Origin of the sequence: Nocardiopsis chromatogenes YIM 90109, from assembly GCF_000341185.1 — a bacterium.
Taxonomy (GTDB): Bacteria; Actinomycetota; Actinomycetes; order Streptosporangiales; family Streptosporangiaceae; genus Nocardiopsis_A; species Nocardiopsis_A chromatogenes.
The window spans coordinates 23622-40607 of sequence record NZ_ANBH01000098.1 but is presented as its reverse complement, the minus strand read 5'-3'; the positions used below and the strand labels follow the sequence as shown (position 1 = coordinate 40607).

Here is a 16986-nt window from a genome sequence, read left to right as displayed (position 1 = left end):
CCCCCCCCCCCCGCCGACACCGCTGCTGGACCGCGTCGACTCCCCCGCCGACCTGCGCGCCCTTCCCGACGGGCTGCTGCCCGACCTGGCCGCCCAGATCCGCGCCTTCCTCATCGACAAGGTCTGCCGGACCGGCGGCCACCTGGGGCCCAACCTCGGGGTGGTGGAGCTGACCCTGGCCCTGCACCGCGTGTTCGACGTCCGCGAAGGCGGGGACGTGCTGCTCTTCGACACCGGCCACCAGTCCTACGTGCACAAGCTGCTCACCGGGCGGCGGGAGGGGTTCGACGGGCTGCGCTCGGAGGGCGGGCTGTCCGGCTACCCCAGCCGCGCCGAGTCGGGCACCGACGTCATCGAGAACTCGCACGCCTCGACCGCGCTGTCCTACGCCGACGGGCTGGCCAAGGCGCTGGCGCTGCGCGGCGAGCGGCGCCGCCGGGTGGTGGCGCTGGTCGGCGACGGGGCGCTCACCGGCGGGATGAGCCTGGAGGCGCTGAACAACCTGGGCGCCGCCCCCGACCGGCCGGTCGTGGTGGTGCTCAACGACAACGGGCGGTCCTACTCGCCCACCGCCGGCGGGCTGGCCGCCCACCTGGCCCGGCTTCGCGGGGCGGCCGACGCCGACGGCGCGGACGGCGCCCACGGTGCGGACGCGCCGTCCGCCACCGGCGACCGGGCCGACACGGACGCCGACACCGGGAACGGAGGGGTGTTCACCGACCTCGGCCTCGCCTACCTGGGCCCGGTCGACGGGCACGACACCCGGGCGGTGGAGGACGCGCTGCGCGAGGCCGCCGCCCTGGGGCGGCCGACGGTGGTGCACTGCGTCACCGGGAAGGGGCGCGGATACCCGCCGGCCGAGCGGGACCGGGCCGACCACCTGCACACCGTGGGGGTGGTCGACCCGCGCACCGGCCGCGCCCGGGCCCCGTCCGGACCGTCCTGGACCTCGGTGTTCGGCGAGGAGATCGCGGCGATCGGCGCCGAGCGCCCGGACGTGGTGTGCGTGACCGCGGCCATGGCCGGGCCGACCGGGCTGGATGCGTTCGCGCGCCGCTTCCCCGGCCGCGTCTACGACGTGGGCATCGCCGAGCAGCACGCGGTGGCCTCCGCCGCCGGGCTGGCGCTGGGCGGGGCCCGGCCGGTGGTGGCGGTCTACTCCGCCTTCCTCGGCCGCGCCTTCGACCAGGTGCTGATGGACGCGGCCCTGCACCGGCTGCCGGTGGTGCTGGTGCTGGACCGGGCGGGGGTCACCGGGCCGGACGGGCCCAGCCACCACGGCATGTGGGACGCGGCGCTGCTGCCGGTGGTGCCGGGGCTGCGGCTGGCCGCGCCCCGGGACTGCGCCGCGCTGCGGGAGCTGCTGCGCGAGGCGGTCGCCGAGGACGGCGGGCCGACCGCGCTGCGCTACCCCAAGGCCTCGGCCGGTCCGGACGTGCCCGCGCAGGCCCGGATCGGCCACTGCGACCTGCTGCGCGAGGACCCGGCCGCCGAGGTGCTGCTGCTGGGCGCGGGGCCGATGGCGGGGGCCTGCCTGGAGGCCTCCCGGATGCTGGCCGCGCGGGGGGTGCGCACCAGCGCGGCCGACCCGCGGTGGATCGCTCCGCTGGACAACGCCCTGGTGGAGCTGGCCGCCGCGCACCCGCTGGTGCTGACCGCCGAGGACGCCACGTCCGCCAACTCCCTGGGCGCCCGGCTCGGCCAGGAGCTGGCCCGGCGCGGGTCGGCCACCCGCACGGTCACCCTGGCGCTGCCGCCGCGGTTCCTTCCGCACGGGCCGCGCGCGGGGATCCTCGACGAGCACGGCCTCGACCCGGCGGGGATCGCCGCCGCCGTCCTCGACCACCTTCCACACGGCGGGTCCCGTCCAGGAGCCCCCGGGCACCCCGGGCACTCGGGGGTCCGCCGGGAGAGGAGCACGCCATGACCGCGACCGAACTGGGCTTCCCCCGGATGCCCTCCGACCCCCGGCCGTGGACGGGGCCGCGCGCGCCCGACCGCCGCCCCACCCGCCGCCTCGACGTGGGCGGTGTGCCGGTGGGCGGCGGCGCACCGGTGTCGGTGCAGTCGATGACGACCACCGTCACCGCCGACGTCGACGCCACCCTGCAGCAGATCGCGGAGCTGACCGCGGCCGGGTGCCAGATCGTGCGGGTGGCGGTGCCCAGCGCCGACGACGCCGGGGCGCTGCCGGTGATCGCCGCGCGGTCGCAGATCCCGGTGGTGGCCGACATCCACTTCCAGCCCAAGTACGTCTTCGCCGCGATCGAGGCCGGGTGCGCGGCGGTGCGGGTGAACCCGGGCAACATCAAGAGGTTCGACGACAGGGTCGGCGAGATCGCGCGGGCCGCCGCCGACGCGCAGGTGCCGATCCGCATCGGGGTCAACGCCGGGTCGCTGGACCGGCGGCTGCTGGACAAGCACGGCGGCGCGACGCCCGAGGCGCTGGTGGAGTCGGCGCTGTGGGAGTGCTCCCTTTTCGAGGAGCACGGGTTCGGCGACATCAAGATCTCGGTGAAGCACCACGACCCGGCGGTGGTGGTGCCCGCCTACGAGCTGCTGTCCGAGCGCTGCGACTACCCGCTGCACCTGGGGGTGACCGAGGCCGGGCCGCCGCCGCAGGGCATCGTGAAGTCGGCGGCGGCGTTCGGGGCGCTGCTGAGCCGGGGGATCGGCGACACGATCCGGGTGTCGCTGTCGGCGCCGCCGGTGGAGGAGGTCAAGGTCGGCATCCAGATCCTGGAGGCGTTCGCGCTCCGGGAGCGGGGCCTGGAGATCGTCTCCTGCCCGTCGTGCGGACGGGCGCAGGTGGACGTGCACACCCTGGCCCAGGAGGTGGCCGCCGCGTTCGAGGGGTTCCCGGCGGCGCTGCGGGTGGCGGTGATGGGGTGCGTGGTCAACGGCCCCGGGGAGGCGCGGGAGGCCGACATCGGTGTGTCCTGCGGCAACGGCAAGGGGCAGATCTTCGTGAAGGGCGAGGTGGTGGCGACCGTACCGGAGTCCAGGATCGTGGAGGCCCTGATCGAGAAGGCGATGGAGATCGCGGAGGCGGACACCGCGGACGCCGCGGACACCGACGGATGACAGCCCGGCCCCGGACGGAGGAGAGGACGCCCGGGGCCCCTGTCCGGCCGGGCCGACGTGAACGCGCCGGTTTCGGGGCGTTCCCGCCTCCGCATCGGTGCCCGACCGGCGGCCGACCGCCATGGCGATGACGGCGGCCGGAGATTCCCCTCCAGCAGACGCCATCCCGTCCCGCGGTCACGTCCCCGACCGCGGGACACGTTCCGTCCTCCGGCGAGGTGCGTCCGGTAGCCGGTGCTCGGGCCCCGGGTTCCGGCCGACGGACGCACCCCGGCACCGGCGCCCCGCATGCTGATACGACATGGCTCCGGCGCGGCGTGTCGTCCCGTCCCGGCCCCCGGGGTAGCCAGGGGACCGGGCAGGCAACCGAGGAGGCGCCATGGAGGAACGGTTCGACACCGTCGTCATCGGAATGGGACCGGGCGGGGAGACGGTCGCGTCCCGCCTGGCGGCCGCGGGCAGGCGGGTCGCGGTCGTGGAACGGGAGCTGATCGGGGGCGAGTGCGGGTACTACGCCTGCATCCCGTCCAAGACGCTCCTGCGCCCGCCCGAGGTGCGGTCCGAGGCGCGGGGGGCGGCAGGGACGCCGGAACCGCATCTGGACTGGCCGGGCATCCGGAACTACCGCGACACGATGGTGCGGCACTTCGACGACTCCCGGCAGGTGCAGGGCTACGAGGACCAGGGCGTCACGGTGGTCGAAGGGGCGGCCCGCGTGACCGGCCGCGGCCCGTGGCGGGTGGAGGCGGCGGGCCGCACCCTGGTCGCGCCCGACGTGGTAATCGCGACAGGCTCGTCGCCCGCGCTGCCGCCGCTCCCCGGGCTGGACGCGGTGGAGGTGTGGACCAACCGGGAGGCGACCGCCCTGGAGCGCATCCCGGCGTCCGTGGCCGTGATCGGAGGCGGTGCCGTGGCCGTGGAGATGGGCCAGTTCCTCGCGCGCATGGGCGCCGAGGTCGAGGTGCTGGAGCGCGGGGAGCACCTGCTGGGGCGGGAGGAGCCCGAGGTCGGCGCGGAGGTCGCCGCGGCGCTGGAGCGCGACGGGGCGCGGGTGCGCACGGGGACCGGGGTGGTCAAGGTGTTCCGCGGCGACCGCGGGCTCAGCGCGTTGGAGCTGGACGACGGCTCCAAGGTGGAGGCCGAGGTGGTGCTCGCGGCCACCGGCCGCACCCCGAACACGGCGGAGCTGGGCCTGGAGGAGCAGGGGGTCGACGTCGGCCGCAGGGGGCTGGAGGTGGACGACCGCTGCCGTGTCACGGAGGGCCTGTGGGCGGTCGGCGACGTGACCGGGGTCGCGGCGCTGACGCACGTCGCCAAGTACCAGGGGCGCGTCGTCGCCGACACCCTTCTGGGCAAGGACCGCAGGGCCGACTACACGGCGGTGCCCCGGGTGCTGTTCACCGACCCGGAGACGGCGGCGGTGGGGCTGACCGCGGAGCAGGCGGCCGAGCGCGGCATCGCGACCGCGTCGGCGGAGGTCGACCTGCCGACGGAGCTGGCGCGCCCCTGGACCTACTCGACCGACCCGCGGGGCCGCCTGGGTGTCCTGGCCGACACCGGGCGCCGGGTGCTGATCGGTGCGTGGGCGGTGGCGCCGATGGCGGGCGAGTGGATCCACACCGCGGCCCTGGCGGTACGCGCGGGGGTCCCATTGGACGTCCTGGCCGACGGGATCGCCCAGTTCCCGACCTTCAGCGAGGCCTACGTGAACGCCGTGGAGAAACTGGAGCCCTGACACGGGGACCGGCGACCAGAGGTCCTCCGCAGCCGGCCGGAACAGCCCCGCCCCGGCCCGAGGGGGCCCGCCCGGGCCAGGCCCTGTTCGGAGTCGCGCCCGTAGTAGTTCTTGCCCGCGATCAGCGTCTGCCCCGGGCATCGGGCGGCCAGGCCGGGGGCGTCGGCGAGCATGCCTGCCAGGGTGGTGCGCTCGTCGGCTTTGGCGCCGGTGAGTGCGAAGGCCACGGGCAGGCCGCTCGGGGTGCACACCAGGTGCAGGCGCAGTCCCCAGAAGTAGCGGGAGTGGGAGGCGCACTACCCGTATTGGGCCCATCCGGCCAGGTCGGAGCGTTTGACGGTCTCGCGTGAGCGGGTGCACTCCACAGGGGTGGAGTCCACCACCCACACGTCACCGGTCCAGGCGCCGGTGTCGGTGGCCAGGTGGCGGATGAGGTGGCCGATCAGCTCGGAGGCTTTGCGCAGGCGCTTGTTGTAGCCGCTTTGCTGGGGCAGGTAGGGGAATCGGTCGGACAGGTGGGGCGGGCATGGCGCAGCCACCGTGCCTCGCTGGTGTGGCCGAGCAGGGCCTGCATCAGGGCCAGGGTGACCAGGTCGGCGTCGGACAGGCGGGGTCGCAAGCCGGTCTCGGGTCGCCGGGGCCAGGTCCGGGCGGTGTTCCAGGAGGTGTTCGGTCCTGGCGTAGAGTGCACGGGCGAGGGAGTTCAGGTCTTGCGTCACAACATGACCGTGCACCCCTTGGAATTACTCATCTAGGGGCGTCCTCCGCTCTGACGAACGGGGAATCCGTCCCCAGCCCGTGGGCGGGCGGGACGGAAGCCGCCCCTTCGTCTGCCGGGGCTCACCTTCGGGGAACGCCCTCGTTCTGGACCGCCCAGGCGGGGTCGAAGTCCGGGTGGCCCGCGTAGGCCGACGCCAGGTGCTCCAGTGCCTTCCGCCATGCGTGCAGCGCGCCCCACGAGTCGTCGCTCGCGGGTGCGCCCCGGCCGCCGATGGCGTTCACGCCCGCCTGGTAGGCCCGCGCGTACTCGTTCACGATGCGCCGCTTGGCCGCCACGTCCGCACGGGCGCGCCCGGGGCCGCCGGTGGCGGGGGAAGCGGCGTGCGCGGCCCTCTCGTCCTCGTCCAACCGTGCATAGAGGAACTCGACGATGGTCACGCGACCATGCTCCCTTCACCTGCGGCTGCGCCCTCACGCGTCGTGATATCACCCGTGCGGGCGCCTAGGGAGGGCCTCGGCGCGGCCGGACACGGACATGCGTCATCACCCCCCATACCCGGACGAAACTCCGCACGCCCGGAAGGCGGTGGTTGAATCCTCCTGTGAGCAACGACGACGCCGCAACCGGATCCGCCGACGAGGCGCCCGGCCCGCCCGCCGCCCTCCTTCCCGGCTCTCCTGCCGTGCGCGTCCTGCGCGTGTTCACCGGGTCCGGCGGCGGGGGCAACCCCCTGGGCGTCGTCCTCGACGGGGCCGTGCTCCCGGACCGCCGGGCGCGCCGGGCCCTGGCGGCGCGGCTCGGGTTCAGCGAGACCGTGTTCGTCGACGACCCGGACACCGGGGCCGTCGACATCTACACGCCGAGCGTCCGCCTGCCCTTCGCCGGGCACCCGCTGGTGGGCACCGCGTGGCTGCTGCGGCGGTCCGGCCACCCGGTGGAGGCGCTGCGCCCCGAGGCGGGCACCGTGCCCGTGCGCGAGGACGCCGACGGCACCGTGTGGATCCGCGCCCGTCCGGAATGGGCCGCGGGCCGCCGTACCGAGCGCTACCCCTCCGCCGAGGCGGTGGAGGCGCTTCCCGGGCCGCCCGAAGGCCGGGGCTGGCTGTACGCCTGGGCGTGGATCGACGAGGAGGGGGGACGGGTCCGCGCCCGCGGCTTCCCCCGCCGGGGCGACGTGACCGAGGACGAGGCCACCGGCGCCGCCGCCCTGGTCCTCGCCGGTGAACTGAACCGCCCCCTGGACATCCGCCAGGGCAAGGCGTCCCTCATCCGCACCCGCCCGGCCCCGGACGGCACCGTCGACATCGGCGGGGGTGTGGCCGACGAGGGCGTCCTCTGACGTCTTCGCCGGAAGGCGCGTGCAGCGGCCGGGGTTACCCCCAGAGGCCGGGGCGGGTGAGGCCTTCGCGGGGAGCCGCACGGCGGTCGGAGTTCCGCCCAGGCGGCCGGAGCGGGGCGGACGCGAGCGGCCGATGCGGCGGGCCGAGGCTCTCCGCCCCTGGCGGCGACGCGTCCGCCCGAGCCGAAGACGACGAGGTCACATCGAGAGTCCGGCCCCGGGCCGCTCCGGTGCGTCCGAGGCCGCCCCCTGCGATCGTGCCGACGAGCACGGCATTCGGTCGGAGTCGATGGCGCCGAGCCCCACCAGCGGCCGACCGGCCGACCGGTCCGGAGAACCCGCGTTCCCTCCCCCACGGGCTTTGACGGGGTTCTGAGCGCGGCCCCCTTCGGACGGCCCCGGAACAGAGGCGCCCCGGCGGTGCGCCTCCGCACCGCCGGGGCCCTCGGCGACCTCCAGGGCGGGACGTCAGCCCCAGGCCAGGGCGACGCCCTCGGGGTCCTCCAGCATGGCGCCGATGTCCCGGAGGACCTTCGAGCCCAGCTCGCCGTCGACCAGGCGGTGGTCGAAGGACAGGGACAGCGTCGTCACCTTCCGCAGCTTCAGCTTCCCCTTGTGTGCCCAGGGCATGTCGCGGATCTGGCCGAACGCCAGGATCGCCGCCTCGCCGGGGTTGAGGATGGGCGTGCCCGCGTCGACGCCGAAGACGCCGACGTTGGTGATGGTGATCGTCCCGCCGGTCATGTCCGCCGGGGACGTCTTGCCCGTCCGCGCCGTCTCGGTCAGCGCCTGCAGGTCCCGCGCCAGGTCCGGCAGCGGCTTGGCGTGCGCGTCCTTGACGTTGGGGACCACCAGGCCGCGCTCGGTCGCCGCCGCGATGCCCAGGTTCACGTACTTCTTGAGCACGATCTCCTGGGCCTGCTCATCCCAGGAGGCGTTGATCTCCGGGTGCCGCCGGACCGCCGTCAGCAGCGCCCGCGCCACGAGCAGCAGCGGCGACACCTTGGTGCCGGCGAACTCCGGCCGCTCGCGCAGCCGCCGCACCGCCTTCATCGTCTTGGTGACGTCCACCTGCAGGAACTCGGTGACGTGCGGGGCGGTGAACGCGCTGCCCACCATCGCCGCGGCGGTGCGCTTGCGCACCCCCTTGACCGGGATCCGCTCCTCCAGCGCCGACCGGTCCGCCGCCGGGGCGGCGGCCGCCGGGGCCTCGGGAGCCGCCGGGGCGGCGGCCGGTGCCTCCGCGGGAGCGGCGGAAGCGCCCTCCGCGGCGCGCCGCACGTCATCGCGGGTGACGAGGCCGCCCTCGCCGGTGGGCTCCACCGTCCGCAGGTCCACGCCCAGGTCCTTGGCCAGCTTGCGTACGGGCGGCTTGGTCAGGACGGGGCCCTGCGCCGCCTTCTCCTCTGCGGGCCGTTCGCGCACCGGCGCAGGGTCTTCCTGCACCGGCGCGGCCGCTTCGGCCTGGGCCGGTGCGGGCCCGCTCCCGTTCGCGGCGGCCGCCGGGCGGCGCCGCGGGCGCCGCTTGGTGGAGCCGGCCTTCTCGCCGTAGCCGACGAGGGGCTTCTCCTTCTTCTCCTCGGTGTCCGAGGCGGGCTCCGGGGACGCCTGCGCCCCGGCGGCCCCGGCCGACCCGTCGCCGCCGCCCGCGCCGCTGCCGTCGTCCACCCGGATGATCGGGCTTCCGACCTCGACCGTGGCCCCCGCCTCGGCCAGCAGCTCGTGCACCGTGCCCGCGTACGGGCTGGGCAGCTCCACCGCGGCCTTGGCGGTCTCGATCTCGCAGATCATCTGGTTGACCTCGACCCGGTCACCCGGCTGGACGTACCACTGCAGGATCTCGGCGTCGACCAGGCCCTCGCCGACGTCGGGCAGCCGGAACTCCTGAATGCCACTGTGCGCCATGCTCTTCTCCGACTCCCCTTAGTACGCGAACGCCCGGTCGACCCCGTCCAGCACCCGGTCCAGGTCCGGCAGGTAGTGCTCCTCCAGCCGGGACTGCGGGTAGGGGGTGTCGAAGGCGGCGACCCGGACCACCGGGGACTCCAGGTGGTAGAAGCACTCCTCGGTGACGCGCGCGGCGATCTCGGCGCCGGGGCCGAGGCTGAGCGGCGCCTCGTGCGCGATGACCAGGCGGCCGGTGCGGCGCACCGACTCGGTCACCGTCGCGTAGTCGACCGGGCTGATCGAGCGCAGGTCGATGACCTCGATGGAGCGCTCCTCGTCGGCCTCCGCCGCCTGCAGGGCGGTCTTGACCATGGGGCCGTAGGCGAGCAGGGTGGCGTCGGTCCCCGGGCGGGCGATGCGGGCCCCGCCCATCGGCGCCGCGCTCTCCAGCGCCGCACCGGTGTCGACCTCGGCCTTCTCGTAGTAGCGGCGCTTGGGCTCCAGGAAGACGACGGGGTCGTCGCTCCGGATGGCCTGCTGGATCATCCAGTAGGCGTCCACCGCGTTGGCGACGGTGACCACCCTCAGCCCCGCGGTGTGCGCGAAGTAGGCCTCGGGGGACTCGCTGTGGTGCTCCACCGCGCCGATGCCGCCGCCGTAGGGGATGCGCAGCACGACCGGGACGCTCACCTTGCCCGCCGAGCGGCGGCGCAGCTTCGCGAGCTGGGTGAAGGTCTGGTTGGCGGCGGGGAAGAAGAACCCGTCGAACTGGATCTCGCACACCGGCCGGTAGCCGCGCAGGGCCAGGCCGATGGCGGTGCCGACGATGCCGGACTCGGCCAGCGGGGTGTCGATGACCCGGTCGGCGCCGAAGTCCTTGTGCAGCTGGTCGGTGACCCGGAAGACGCCGCCCAGGCGGCCCACGTCCTCACCCATGACCAGGACCTTGGGGTCGGTCTCCATGGCGCGGCGCAGCCCCGCGTTGATGGCCTTGCCGATGGTCAGGTTGGTGCTCATCGGTCAGCGACCCCCTTCGGCCCCGGCGTCCTCGAAGGACGCGAGGTAGTCGGCGAAGTCCGCCCGCTGGCGGTCGATGTGGACGTTGGGCTCGGCGTAGACCTCGTCGAAGATCTCCAGGGGGCCGGGGTCCGGCAGGGCGCGGCACTCGGCGCGCACCTGCTCGCCGATCCGGTCGGCCTCCTCGTCGACGCCCGCGAAGAACGCCTCGTCGGCCAGGCCCTGCTTCTCCAGGTAGGTCCGCAGCCGCAGGATGGGGTCCTTGCGCTTCCACTCCTCCAGCTCGGCGGAGGCCCGGTAGCGGGTGGGGTCGTCGTTGGTGGTGTGGGCGCCCATCCGGTAGGTGAACGCCTCGATCAGGGTGGGCCCGTTGCCCTCCCGGGCGTTGTGCAGCGCGGCCCGGGTCACCGCCAGGGTGGCCAGCACGTCGTTGCCGTCGACCCGCACGCCGGGGAAGCCGAAGCCGGAGGCGCGCCTGTAGATCGGCACCCGCGACTGGCGGTCCAGCGGCTCGGAGATGGCCCACTGGTTGTTCTGGCAGAAGAACACCACCGGGGCGTTGTTGACGGCGGCGAAGTTGAACGCCTCGTTGGTGTCGCCCTGGCTGGTGGCGCCGTCGCCGAAGTAGGCGATGACCGCCTCGCCGTCGTCGCCGACGGCGCCGTCCCGCTGGACGCCCATGGCGTAGCCGGTGGCGTGCAGCGCCTGGCTGCCGATGACGATGGTGTAGAGCTGGAAGCCGTGTTCGGCGGGGTCCCACCCGCCGTTGGTGACGCCCCGGAACATGCCGAGCAGTTCCTTGGGGGCGATGCCGCGGCACCAGGCGACGCCGTGCTCGCGGTAGGAGGGGAAGGCCATGTCGCCATCGCGCAGGGCGCGGCCGGAGCCGATCTGTGCGGCCTCCTGCCCCAGCAGCGACGCCCACAGGCCCAGTTCGCCCTGGCGCTGCAGGGCCACCGCCTCGGTGTCCACGCGGCGCACCAGCACCAGGTCGCGGTAGAGCGACCGGGCCTGGTCGGCGTCGACCTCCAGCGGGTAGTCGGGGTGCGTCACCAGCTCCCCGTCGGGTGTCAGGAGCTGGACGAGCTCCGGTTCGTCGTGCGCGGTGGTGTCCGACACCTGATCGCTCCTCGGGTACGTCGGGGCCGAGCCGCGTGGGTGGACGCCGCCGGCCGGTCCTCCGCCCGCTCACCCGGGGTAACGGGTCTGTCGGGCGGCCCTGGGCATATCGTGACAGACCTCACCATGCCCAGCGCAAGCCCCGGCGCCACCTTTTCGGCTGCGGGCCCATGATCCCCGAGACCGGGAAAACCGCAACTACCAGGACTTCCTAGGAAGCACAAGGCCGTCCGAAGAAAAATTCGGACCCCCGAGCACCCGCCACCCCCTCCCCCTGCACACGCGGGCGGCCGGCCCCCGGGGAGTGGGGACCGGCCACGAACGCCGCGGGTTCGACTACTCAGGGTGACTTATCTGGGTGGCGACGGTCACGGGTGTTCACCCGAAGTGAGCGTCGCGGGAGATGCGGGGGCGCGGGAAGGGCCCGAAGGGGCGCGGGGGCACCGGGGGCGCGGCGGTGCGCGCCCGGGGCGGGGTGCGGCGGCCGCTCAGGCGGCGGCGTTCCCCCCGCGCTCGCGGGCGTACTCCCCGAGCTGCTCGCGGAGCTGGCGGCGGGCGCGGTGCAGCCGCGACATCACCGTGCCGAGCGGCGTGCCCATGCGCGCGGCGACCTCCTTGTAGGAGAAGCCCTCCACGTCGACGAGGTAGACGACCAGGCGGAACTCCTCGGGGAGCGCGGCCAGGGCCGAGCGGATCCCGGAGTCGGGCATGTGGTCGAGCACCTCGGCCTCGGCGGACCGGGCGCCGGTGGAGGTGTGCGCCTCGGCGGCGGCCAGCTGCCAGTCCTTGATCTCGTCGGTGGAGTCCTGGCGCGGCTCGCGCTGCTTCTTGCGGTATCCGTTGATGAAGGTGTTGGTGAGGATGCGGTACAGCCAGGCCCGGAGGTTGGTGCCGGCCTTGAACTGGTGGAAGTTGGCGAAGGCCTTGGCGAAGGTCTCCTGCACCAGGTCCTCGGCGTCGGCGGCGTTGCGGGTCATCCGCAGCGCCGTCGGGTAGAGCTGGTCCGCGTACGGGGCCACGGCCTCCGCGAAGTCGAGGCCCTTGTCCTGCTCCTCGGCCTGCGGGGCGGTGCGCTCCAGTTCGATGGTCGTCAAAACTCCCCCTTGGGACGACCGGGTGTCCGGTACCGATCGGTACCGAACTGTTAGACGCGCAGACTAGCGCCGAATGATGACAGCTACCCGGGTGATGCGCATCACGGAACACGTATCGGCCCGCAAATCGGGAATTTCCGGCGCAGACCTTTACCTTCCCCGCCCGCCCAGGGGGGGCGCCCGGGGTCCCGCTACCCGGCCGACGCCGCAGGTACCGTACGCTTTCCCTGCTCCCTCGACTCCACTCCCAGACCAGCCGGAGGAACCGTGGCCCGCGTCATCGTCGACGTCATGCTCAAGCCCGAGATCCTGGACCCGCAGGGGCAGGCGATCGTGGGGGCCTGCGGCCGCCTCGGCTTCCCCGGGGTCGAGCAGGTGCGCCAGGGCAAGCGCTTCGAGGTGGAGGTCGACGGCGAGGCCGACGAGGCCCGCCTGGAGGAGGTCCGCCGCCTGGCCGAGACCCTGCTCGCCAACCCCGTGATCGAGGACTTCGAGCTCCGCGTCGCCGAGTAGGGGCCGGACGGCGGAGCGGCCGCCGGGCGGGGGCGCCGTCCGCGACGACCGCGCCACCCGCAGGTAACGAACGTATACCCCTCCCTGCGAGGCCGCTTCTCCCGAGGTGGACGCGGTCGGGGCCGGGGCGCGCGCCCGGAAGGCCCCGTTTCACGGACGCAGGGCCCGAAGTGCCCGTTTCATCGCCGGAGCCACGGGCAGCGGTGGTAGTAGCGCCACCGACAGCGGGGAACCGAGGACATCCAGCATGGACGTCGACATATCCTTCGCCCTCCCCAGACAGGCCTCCTCCGTTTCCGTGATGCGCGCGTGGGTCGGGTCCGCGCTGCACGCCGCCGGGCTCGACGACGAGCGGGTCTTCCGCCTGCTCACCGCCGCCTCCGAGGCGTGCGCCAACGCCGTCGAGCACGGCGACCCCGCCCACGCGTTCCGTGTCCACGTGCACACCGACGACGACCACTGCCGCATCGCCGTCAGCCACCGGGGGCGCGGCTTCGTCCCCGCGCCGCGCCCGCCCACCCCCGACCGGGAGTCCGGGCGCGGTCTGCTGCTCATGGACGGCCTGGTCTCCGATGTGCGGGTGAGCACCCCGCCGCCGGGGCGGCGGGGCCGCACCACCGTGCTGCTCACCGAGTTGCTCCGGCCCGGGGGGCGGGACGCGCCCGGGGCCCGGCTACCGGTAACCTCGTGACCAGGTCCCGCCCGCCGCGCGGGCACCGGCCGGTCCGTTCGCCGCGCCGCGAGCCGCGGCGCCTCCACCGACCCATCGGAGAGTGCCCATGACAGCCCGTGTGGGCGTCGTCACCTTCCCCGGATCCCTCGACGACCGGGACGCCGCGCGCGCCGTCCGGATCGCCGGCGCCGAACCCGTGCCGCTCTGGCACGCCGACGCCGACCTCAAGGGGGTGGACGCGGTGGTGCTGCCCGGCGGCTTCTCCTACGGCGACTACCTCCGCTGCGGCGCCATCGCCCGGTTCGCCCCGGTGATGGGCGAGCTGGTGCCCGCCGCCCGCTCCGGCGCGCTGCCCGTCCTGGGGATCTGCAACGGCTTCCAGGTCCTGTGCGAGAGCCACCTGCTGCCCGGGGCGCTCACCCGCAACCGGTCGCTGCACTTCATCAACCGCGAGCAGCGGCTGCGCGTGGAGTCCGCCGACACCGCCTGGACGGGCCGCTACACCACGGGCGAGGAGATCACGGTGGTGCTCAAGAGCGGCGAGGGCCGCTACACCGCCGACGCGGCCACCCTGGACGCGCTGGAGAGCGCGGGACGGGTGGTGGTGCGCTACGCCGGCCAGGCGCCCAACGGGTCCGACCGGGACATCGCCGGGGTCGCCAACGAGCACGGCAACGTGGTGGGACTGATGCCCCACCCCGAGCACGCCGTCGAGGCCCTGACCGGCCCCTCCGAGGACGGGCTGGGCTTCTTCACCTCCGTCCTGTCCCACCTCGCCGGGACCGTCCCGGCCGGGGCCCACCGGTCGGGCTGAGCAGGCTGACACGCGAACGCAGGGGGGCGGTCCTTCGATGATGGCGCTGATGCGGTCCCGGCGGACGATGGCCGTCATGGTCGGGCTGGTCATCGTCGCGATGGTGGCCACCGGCGCGGCGGGCCTGTTCAACGCGCTGAACACGCCGCCGCCGGAGGAGCAGGCGCCCCCCGAGGACGCCCCCGCGGTGGAGGCGCTCGGCGGCTCGCCCTCCACCGTCGGCTACGTCGACCTGGGCCAGCAGTGCCGGTCCGGCCAGGCCGGACGGCCCGGCGAGTGCTACCGCACCGTCGGGCTGCAGCCCGCCGAGGGCGAGGACGTCGGCACCGACGACGCCCTGGAGGCCGTGCGCGGGCACCTGCTCGACAACGGGTGGGAGCCGCTGGTGCCGCAGGGCACCGACCCCGAGGACGTGGCCGCCGACGAGTTCGTGCTCTCCGACGGGTCGGTGATGGCCATGGCGAGCCCCGTCCCCTCGGACGACGCGACCCCCGCGGCGGTGGTGCTCGCCCACTACTGACCGCGCCCCGGCCGGCCCGGGACGGACCGCGCCGGAACCGGCCCCTTCTCCCCGGGCGGCCCCGCCCGCACCGCAGCAGACCACCGCGCACCACGACCGCAGCGCACCGAACGGAAGATCTCCGCATGTCCCACACCCGTGCCATGGACACCGTGGCCAACGCCGAGACCACGCCGGACAGCCCTCAGCCCTACGCCGAGCTGGGCATGGCCGACGACGAGTACGCGCGCGTCCGGGAGATCCTCGGCCGCCGCCCGACAGCGGCCGAGCTGGCGATCTACTCGGTGATGTGGAGCGAGCACTGCTCCTACAAGAGCTCCCGGGTGCACCTGAAGAGGTTCGGCGAGATGGCCCCCGAGTCCGACGCCCTGCTGGTGGGCATGGGCGAGAACGCGGGCGTGGTGGACGTGGGCGAGGGCCGCGCGGTCACCTTCAAGATCGAGTCGCACAACCACCCCTCCTACGTGGAGCCGCACCAGGGCGCGGCCACCGGCGTCGGCGGCATCGTGCGCGACATCCTCACCATGGGCGCCCGCCCGGTGGCGGTGATGGACGCGCTGCGGTTCGGCCCGGCCGACGCCCCCGACACCCGCCGCGTGCTGCCCGGGGTGGTCTCCGGCATCTCCTTCTACGGCAACTGCCTGGGGCTGCCCAACATCGGCGGCGAGCTGGGCTTCGGCCCGGGCTACGCGGCAAACCCGCTGGTCAACGCCCTGTGCGTGGGCGTGATGCGGCACGAGGACATCAAGCTCGCCCAGGCGCCCGGCCCCGGCAACAAGGTGGTGCTGTTCGGCGCCACCACCGGCCCGGACGGCATCGGCGGCGCCTCGGTGCTGGCCAGCGCCACCTTCGACGACGAGAGCCAGGCCAAGCGGCCCAGCGTGCAGGTCGGCGACCCGTTCCTGGAGAAGCTGCTCATCGAGTGCAGCCTGGAGCTGTTCGCCGAGGACCTGGTCGTCGGCATCCAGGACCTGGGCGCGGCCGGGGTCTCGTGCGCCACGACCGAGCTGGCCGCGGGCGGCACCGGGGGCATGCGCATCGAACTGGACCGGGTGCCGCTGCGCGACTCCACGCTCACGCCCGAAGAGATCCTGATGAGCGAGTCCCAGGAGCGCATGATGGCGGTCGTGGAGCCCGCCCGGCTGGAGGCGTTCCTGGCCACCTGCGGCAAGTGGAACATCGAGGCCGCGGTGATCGGCGAGGTCACCGACGTGGCGCCGGAGGAGGCCGAGCGCGGCGGGCGCCTGGTGATGACCTGGCACGGCGAGACCATCGTCGACCTGCCGCCGCGCACCGCCGCCGACGAGGGGCCGGTCTACCACCGCCCCTACGCCCGCCCCGCCGAGCAGGACGCGCTGCAGGCCGACACCCCGGACCGGCTGGACCGCCCCAAGGACGCCGAGGGGCTGCGCGAGCAGGTCGTGTCGGTGCTGGCGGCGCCGGGGGTGTGCGACCCGACGTGGGTCACTCAGCAGTACGACTCCTACGTCATGGGGAACACGGTGCTGGGGGCGCCCGCCGACGGCGGCATGATCCGCATCGCCGACGACTCCGACCGCGGGATCGCGCTGTCCACCGACGGCAACGGCCGCTTCACCCGGCTCGACCCCTACACCGGCACCCGCGCCGCCTTCGCCGAGGCCTACCGGAACGTGGCCGCCACCGGGGCGCGCCCGATCGCGGTGACCAACTGCCTGAACTACGGCTCGCCGGAGGATCCGGGGGTGATGTGGCAGTTCGCCGAGTCCACCCGCGGGCTGGCCGAGGCCTGCCGGGACATGGGCACCCCGGTCACCGGCGGCAACGTCAGCTTCTACAACCAGACCGGGGACAGCGCCATCGACCCGACGCCGGTGATCGGGGTGCTCGGGGTGATCGGGGACGTGCACGACCGGCTCACCTCGGCGTTCCGCGCCGCCGACGACGGCGCCGCGCTGTACCTGCTCGGCGAGACCCGCGACGAGCTGGGCGGGTCGGCCTGGGCGGGCACGGTCCACGGCCACCTGGGCGGGCTGCCGCCGCGGGTGGACCTGGAGGCCGAGCGCGCCCTGGGCGAGGTGCTGGCCTCGGCCGCCGAGTACGGGGTGGCGGCGGCCGCGCACGACCTGTCCGACGGCGGGCTGGCGGTGGCGCTGGCCGAATCGTCGATGCGCGGCGGCGCGGGCTGCTCGGTGCGCCTGGAGGGCGGCGTGCAGGGCGCGTTCACCGCGCTGTTCAGCGAGTCGACGGCGCGGGCCGTGGTGGCGGTGCGCCCGGACGCCGAGGACGCCTTCGGGGAGCTGTGCTCGCGGCACGGGGTTCCGGCGGCGCGGATCGGCACGGTCGGCGGGGGGGCGCTGGCGGTGTCCTTCGACGGCGGCGGGTTCGAGATCCCCGTCGAGGAGCTGCGTACGGCGCACGCCTCCACGCTTCCGGAGATCTTCGACGCCGAGTAGCGCACAGCGGTCCCGCGGGCGGCCGGACCGGCCGC

14 protein-coding genes and 1 pseudogene are annotated in these 16986 nt (G+C 74.6%); 9 read left to right on the top strand and 6 right to left on the bottom strand.

Annotated elements, in window-relative coordinates:
* From dxs to D476_RS0109765, 3 genes are all read left to right on the top strand, one after another.
* The coding region (gene dxs / locus D476_RS32725; RefSeq protein ID WP_017623767.1) for a 1-deoxy-D-xylulose-5-phosphate synthase at positions 1 to 1927 on the top strand (1927 nt) is incomplete at its 5' end.
* Positions 1924 to 3084: a flavodoxin-dependent (E)-4-hydroxy-3-methylbut-2-enyl-diphosphate synthase gene (gene ispG, locus D476_RS0109770; RefSeq protein ID WP_017623766.1), complete on the top strand. Its 1161-nt coding sequence runs from the start codon at positions 1924 to 1926 to the stop codon at positions 3082 to 3084. The genes dxs and ispG, both read left to right, overlap by 4 nt.
* Positions 3085 to 3463: 379 nt before the next feature.
* Entirely contained in the window at positions 3464 to 4819 is a 1356-nt protein-coding gene (locus tag D476_RS0109765; RefSeq protein WP_017623765.1) for a dihydrolipoyl dehydrogenase family protein, read from the top strand.
* A 12-nt stretch (positions 4820 to 4831) separates the two neighbouring features.
* Here D476_RS0109765 and D476_RS40240 read toward each other — a convergent pair.
* Both D476_RS40240 and D476_RS0109750 read right to left on the bottom strand, forming a co-directional pair.
* A pseudogene (locus tag D476_RS40240) lies at positions 4832 to 5538 on the bottom strand (transposase); the annotation flags it as partial.
* Between the two features lie 121 nt (positions 5539 to 5659).
* Positions 5660 to 5977 (bottom strand): DUF6221 family protein, encoded by a 318-nt coding sequence (locus D476_RS0109750; RefSeq protein ID WP_017623763.1) that lies wholly within the window; start codon positions 5975 to 5977, stop codon positions 5660 to 5662.
* A gap of 164 nt (positions 5978 to 6141) precedes the next feature.
* On the opposite strand from D476_RS0109750, the gene D476_RS0109745 reads away from it, so the two are divergent.
* Positions 6142 to 6879, top strand: coding sequence for a PhzF family phenazine biosynthesis protein (locus tag D476_RS0109745; RefSeq protein ID WP_017623762.1), 738 nt, complete (start codon positions 6142 to 6144; stop codon positions 6877 to 6879).
* A gap of 468 nt (positions 6880 to 7347) precedes the next feature.
* On the opposite strand, the gene D476_RS0109740 is transcribed toward D476_RS0109745, so the two are convergent.
* The 4 genes from D476_RS0109740 to D476_RS0109720 form a co-directional block, all read right to left on the bottom strand.
* On the bottom strand, positions 7348 to 8784 hold the full coding sequence (locus D476_RS0109740) for a dihydrolipoamide acetyltransferase family protein (protein ID WP_017623761.1): 1437 nt from the start codon (positions 8782 to 8784) through the stop codon (positions 7348 to 7350).
* 18 nt (positions 8785 to 8802) lie between these two features.
* Positions 8803 to 9783 carry an alpha-ketoacid dehydrogenase subunit beta gene (locus tag D476_RS0109735; RefSeq protein ID WP_017623760.1) on the bottom strand — a complete coding sequence of 327 codons (981 nt, stop codon included), beginning with the start codon at positions 9781 to 9783 and terminating at the stop codon, positions 8803 to 8805.
* A gap of 3 nt (positions 9784 to 9786) precedes the next feature.
* On the bottom strand, positions 9787 to 10902 hold the full coding sequence (gene pdhA, locus D476_RS0109730) for a pyruvate dehydrogenase (acetyl-transferring) E1 component subunit alpha (protein WP_017623759.1): 1116 nt from the start codon (positions 10900 to 10902) through the stop codon (positions 9787 to 9789).
* Between the two features lie 488 nt (positions 10903 to 11390).
* A complete protein-coding gene (locus tag D476_RS0109720; protein ID WP_017623758.1) occupies positions 11391 to 11996 on the bottom strand; it encodes a sigma-70 family RNA polymerase sigma factor in 606 nt (201 codons plus the stop codon).
* 267 nt (positions 11997 to 12263) lie between these two features.
* Here D476_RS0109720 and purS point away from each other — a divergent pair, with 267 nt between their 5' ends.
* From purS to purL, 5 genes are all read left to right on the top strand, one after another.
* The gene (purS, locus tag D476_RS0109715; RefSeq protein ID WP_017623757.1) at positions 12264 to 12509 is read left to right on the top strand and encodes a phosphoribosylformylglycinamidine synthase subunit PurS; all 246 of its coding nucleotides are present in this window, start codon (positions 12264 to 12266) and stop codon (positions 12507 to 12509) included.
* 247 nt (positions 12510 to 12756) lie between these two features.
* Positions 12757 to 13200 (top strand): ATP-binding protein, encoded by a 444-nt coding sequence (locus D476_RS0109710; protein ID WP_017623756.1) that lies wholly within the window; start codon positions 12757 to 12759, stop codon positions 13198 to 13200.
* 88 nt (positions 13201 to 13288) lie between these two features.
* The gene (purQ, locus tag D476_RS0109705) at positions 13289 to 13996 is read left to right on the top strand and encodes a phosphoribosylformylglycinamidine synthase subunit PurQ (protein WP_026123378.1); all 708 of its coding nucleotides are present in this window, start codon (positions 13289 to 13291) and stop codon (positions 13994 to 13996) included.
* A 49-nt stretch (positions 13997 to 14045) separates the two neighbouring features.
* On the top strand, positions 14046 to 14516 hold the full coding sequence (locus D476_RS0109700) for a hypothetical protein (protein WP_239648652.1): 471 nt from the start codon (positions 14046 to 14048) through the stop codon (positions 14514 to 14516).
* A gap of 125 nt (positions 14517 to 14641) precedes the next feature.
* Positions 14642 to 16951: a phosphoribosylformylglycinamidine synthase subunit PurL gene (purL, locus tag D476_RS0109695; RefSeq protein WP_017623753.1), complete on the top strand. Its 2310-nt coding sequence runs from the start codon at positions 14642 to 14644 to the stop codon at positions 16949 to 16951.
* Positions 16952 to 16986 lie beyond the last annotated feature (35 nt).

What these genes read in the sequence shown, in the direction of transcription:
- D476_RS0109735 (WP_017623760.1), bottom strand. Translation starts at nt 9,783, where the DNA reads ATGAGCACCAACCTGACCATCGGCAAGGCCATCAACGCGGGGCTGCGC.
- D476_RS0109700 (WP_239648652.1), top strand. Translation starts at nt 14,046, where the DNA reads ATGCGGTCCCGGCGGACGATGGCCGTCATGGTCGGGCTGGTCATCGTC.
- D476_RS0109740 (WP_017623761.1), bottom strand. Translation starts at nt 8,784, where the DNA reads ATGGCGCACAGTGGCATTCAGGAGTTCCGGCTGCCCGACGTCGGCGAG.
- D476_RS0109710 (WP_017623756.1), top strand. Translation starts at nt 12,757, where the DNA reads ATGGACGTCGACATATCCTTCGCCCTCCCCAGACAGGCCTCCTCCGTT.
- ispG (WP_017623766.1), top strand. Translation starts at nt 1,924, where the DNA reads ATGACCGCGACCGAACTGGGCTTCCCCCGGATGCCCTCCGACCCCCGG.
- purL (WP_017623753.1), top strand. Translation starts at nt 14,642, where the DNA reads ATGTCCCACACCCGTGCCATGGACACCGTGGCCAACGCCGAGACCACG.
- purQ (WP_026123378.1), top strand. Translation starts at nt 13,289, where the DNA reads ATGACAGCCCGTGTGGGCGTCGTCACCTTCCCCGGATCCCTCGACGAC.
- D476_RS0109765 (WP_017623765.1), top strand. Translation starts at nt 3,464, where the DNA reads ATGGAGGAACGGTTCGACACCGTCGTCATCGGAATGGGACCGGGCGGG.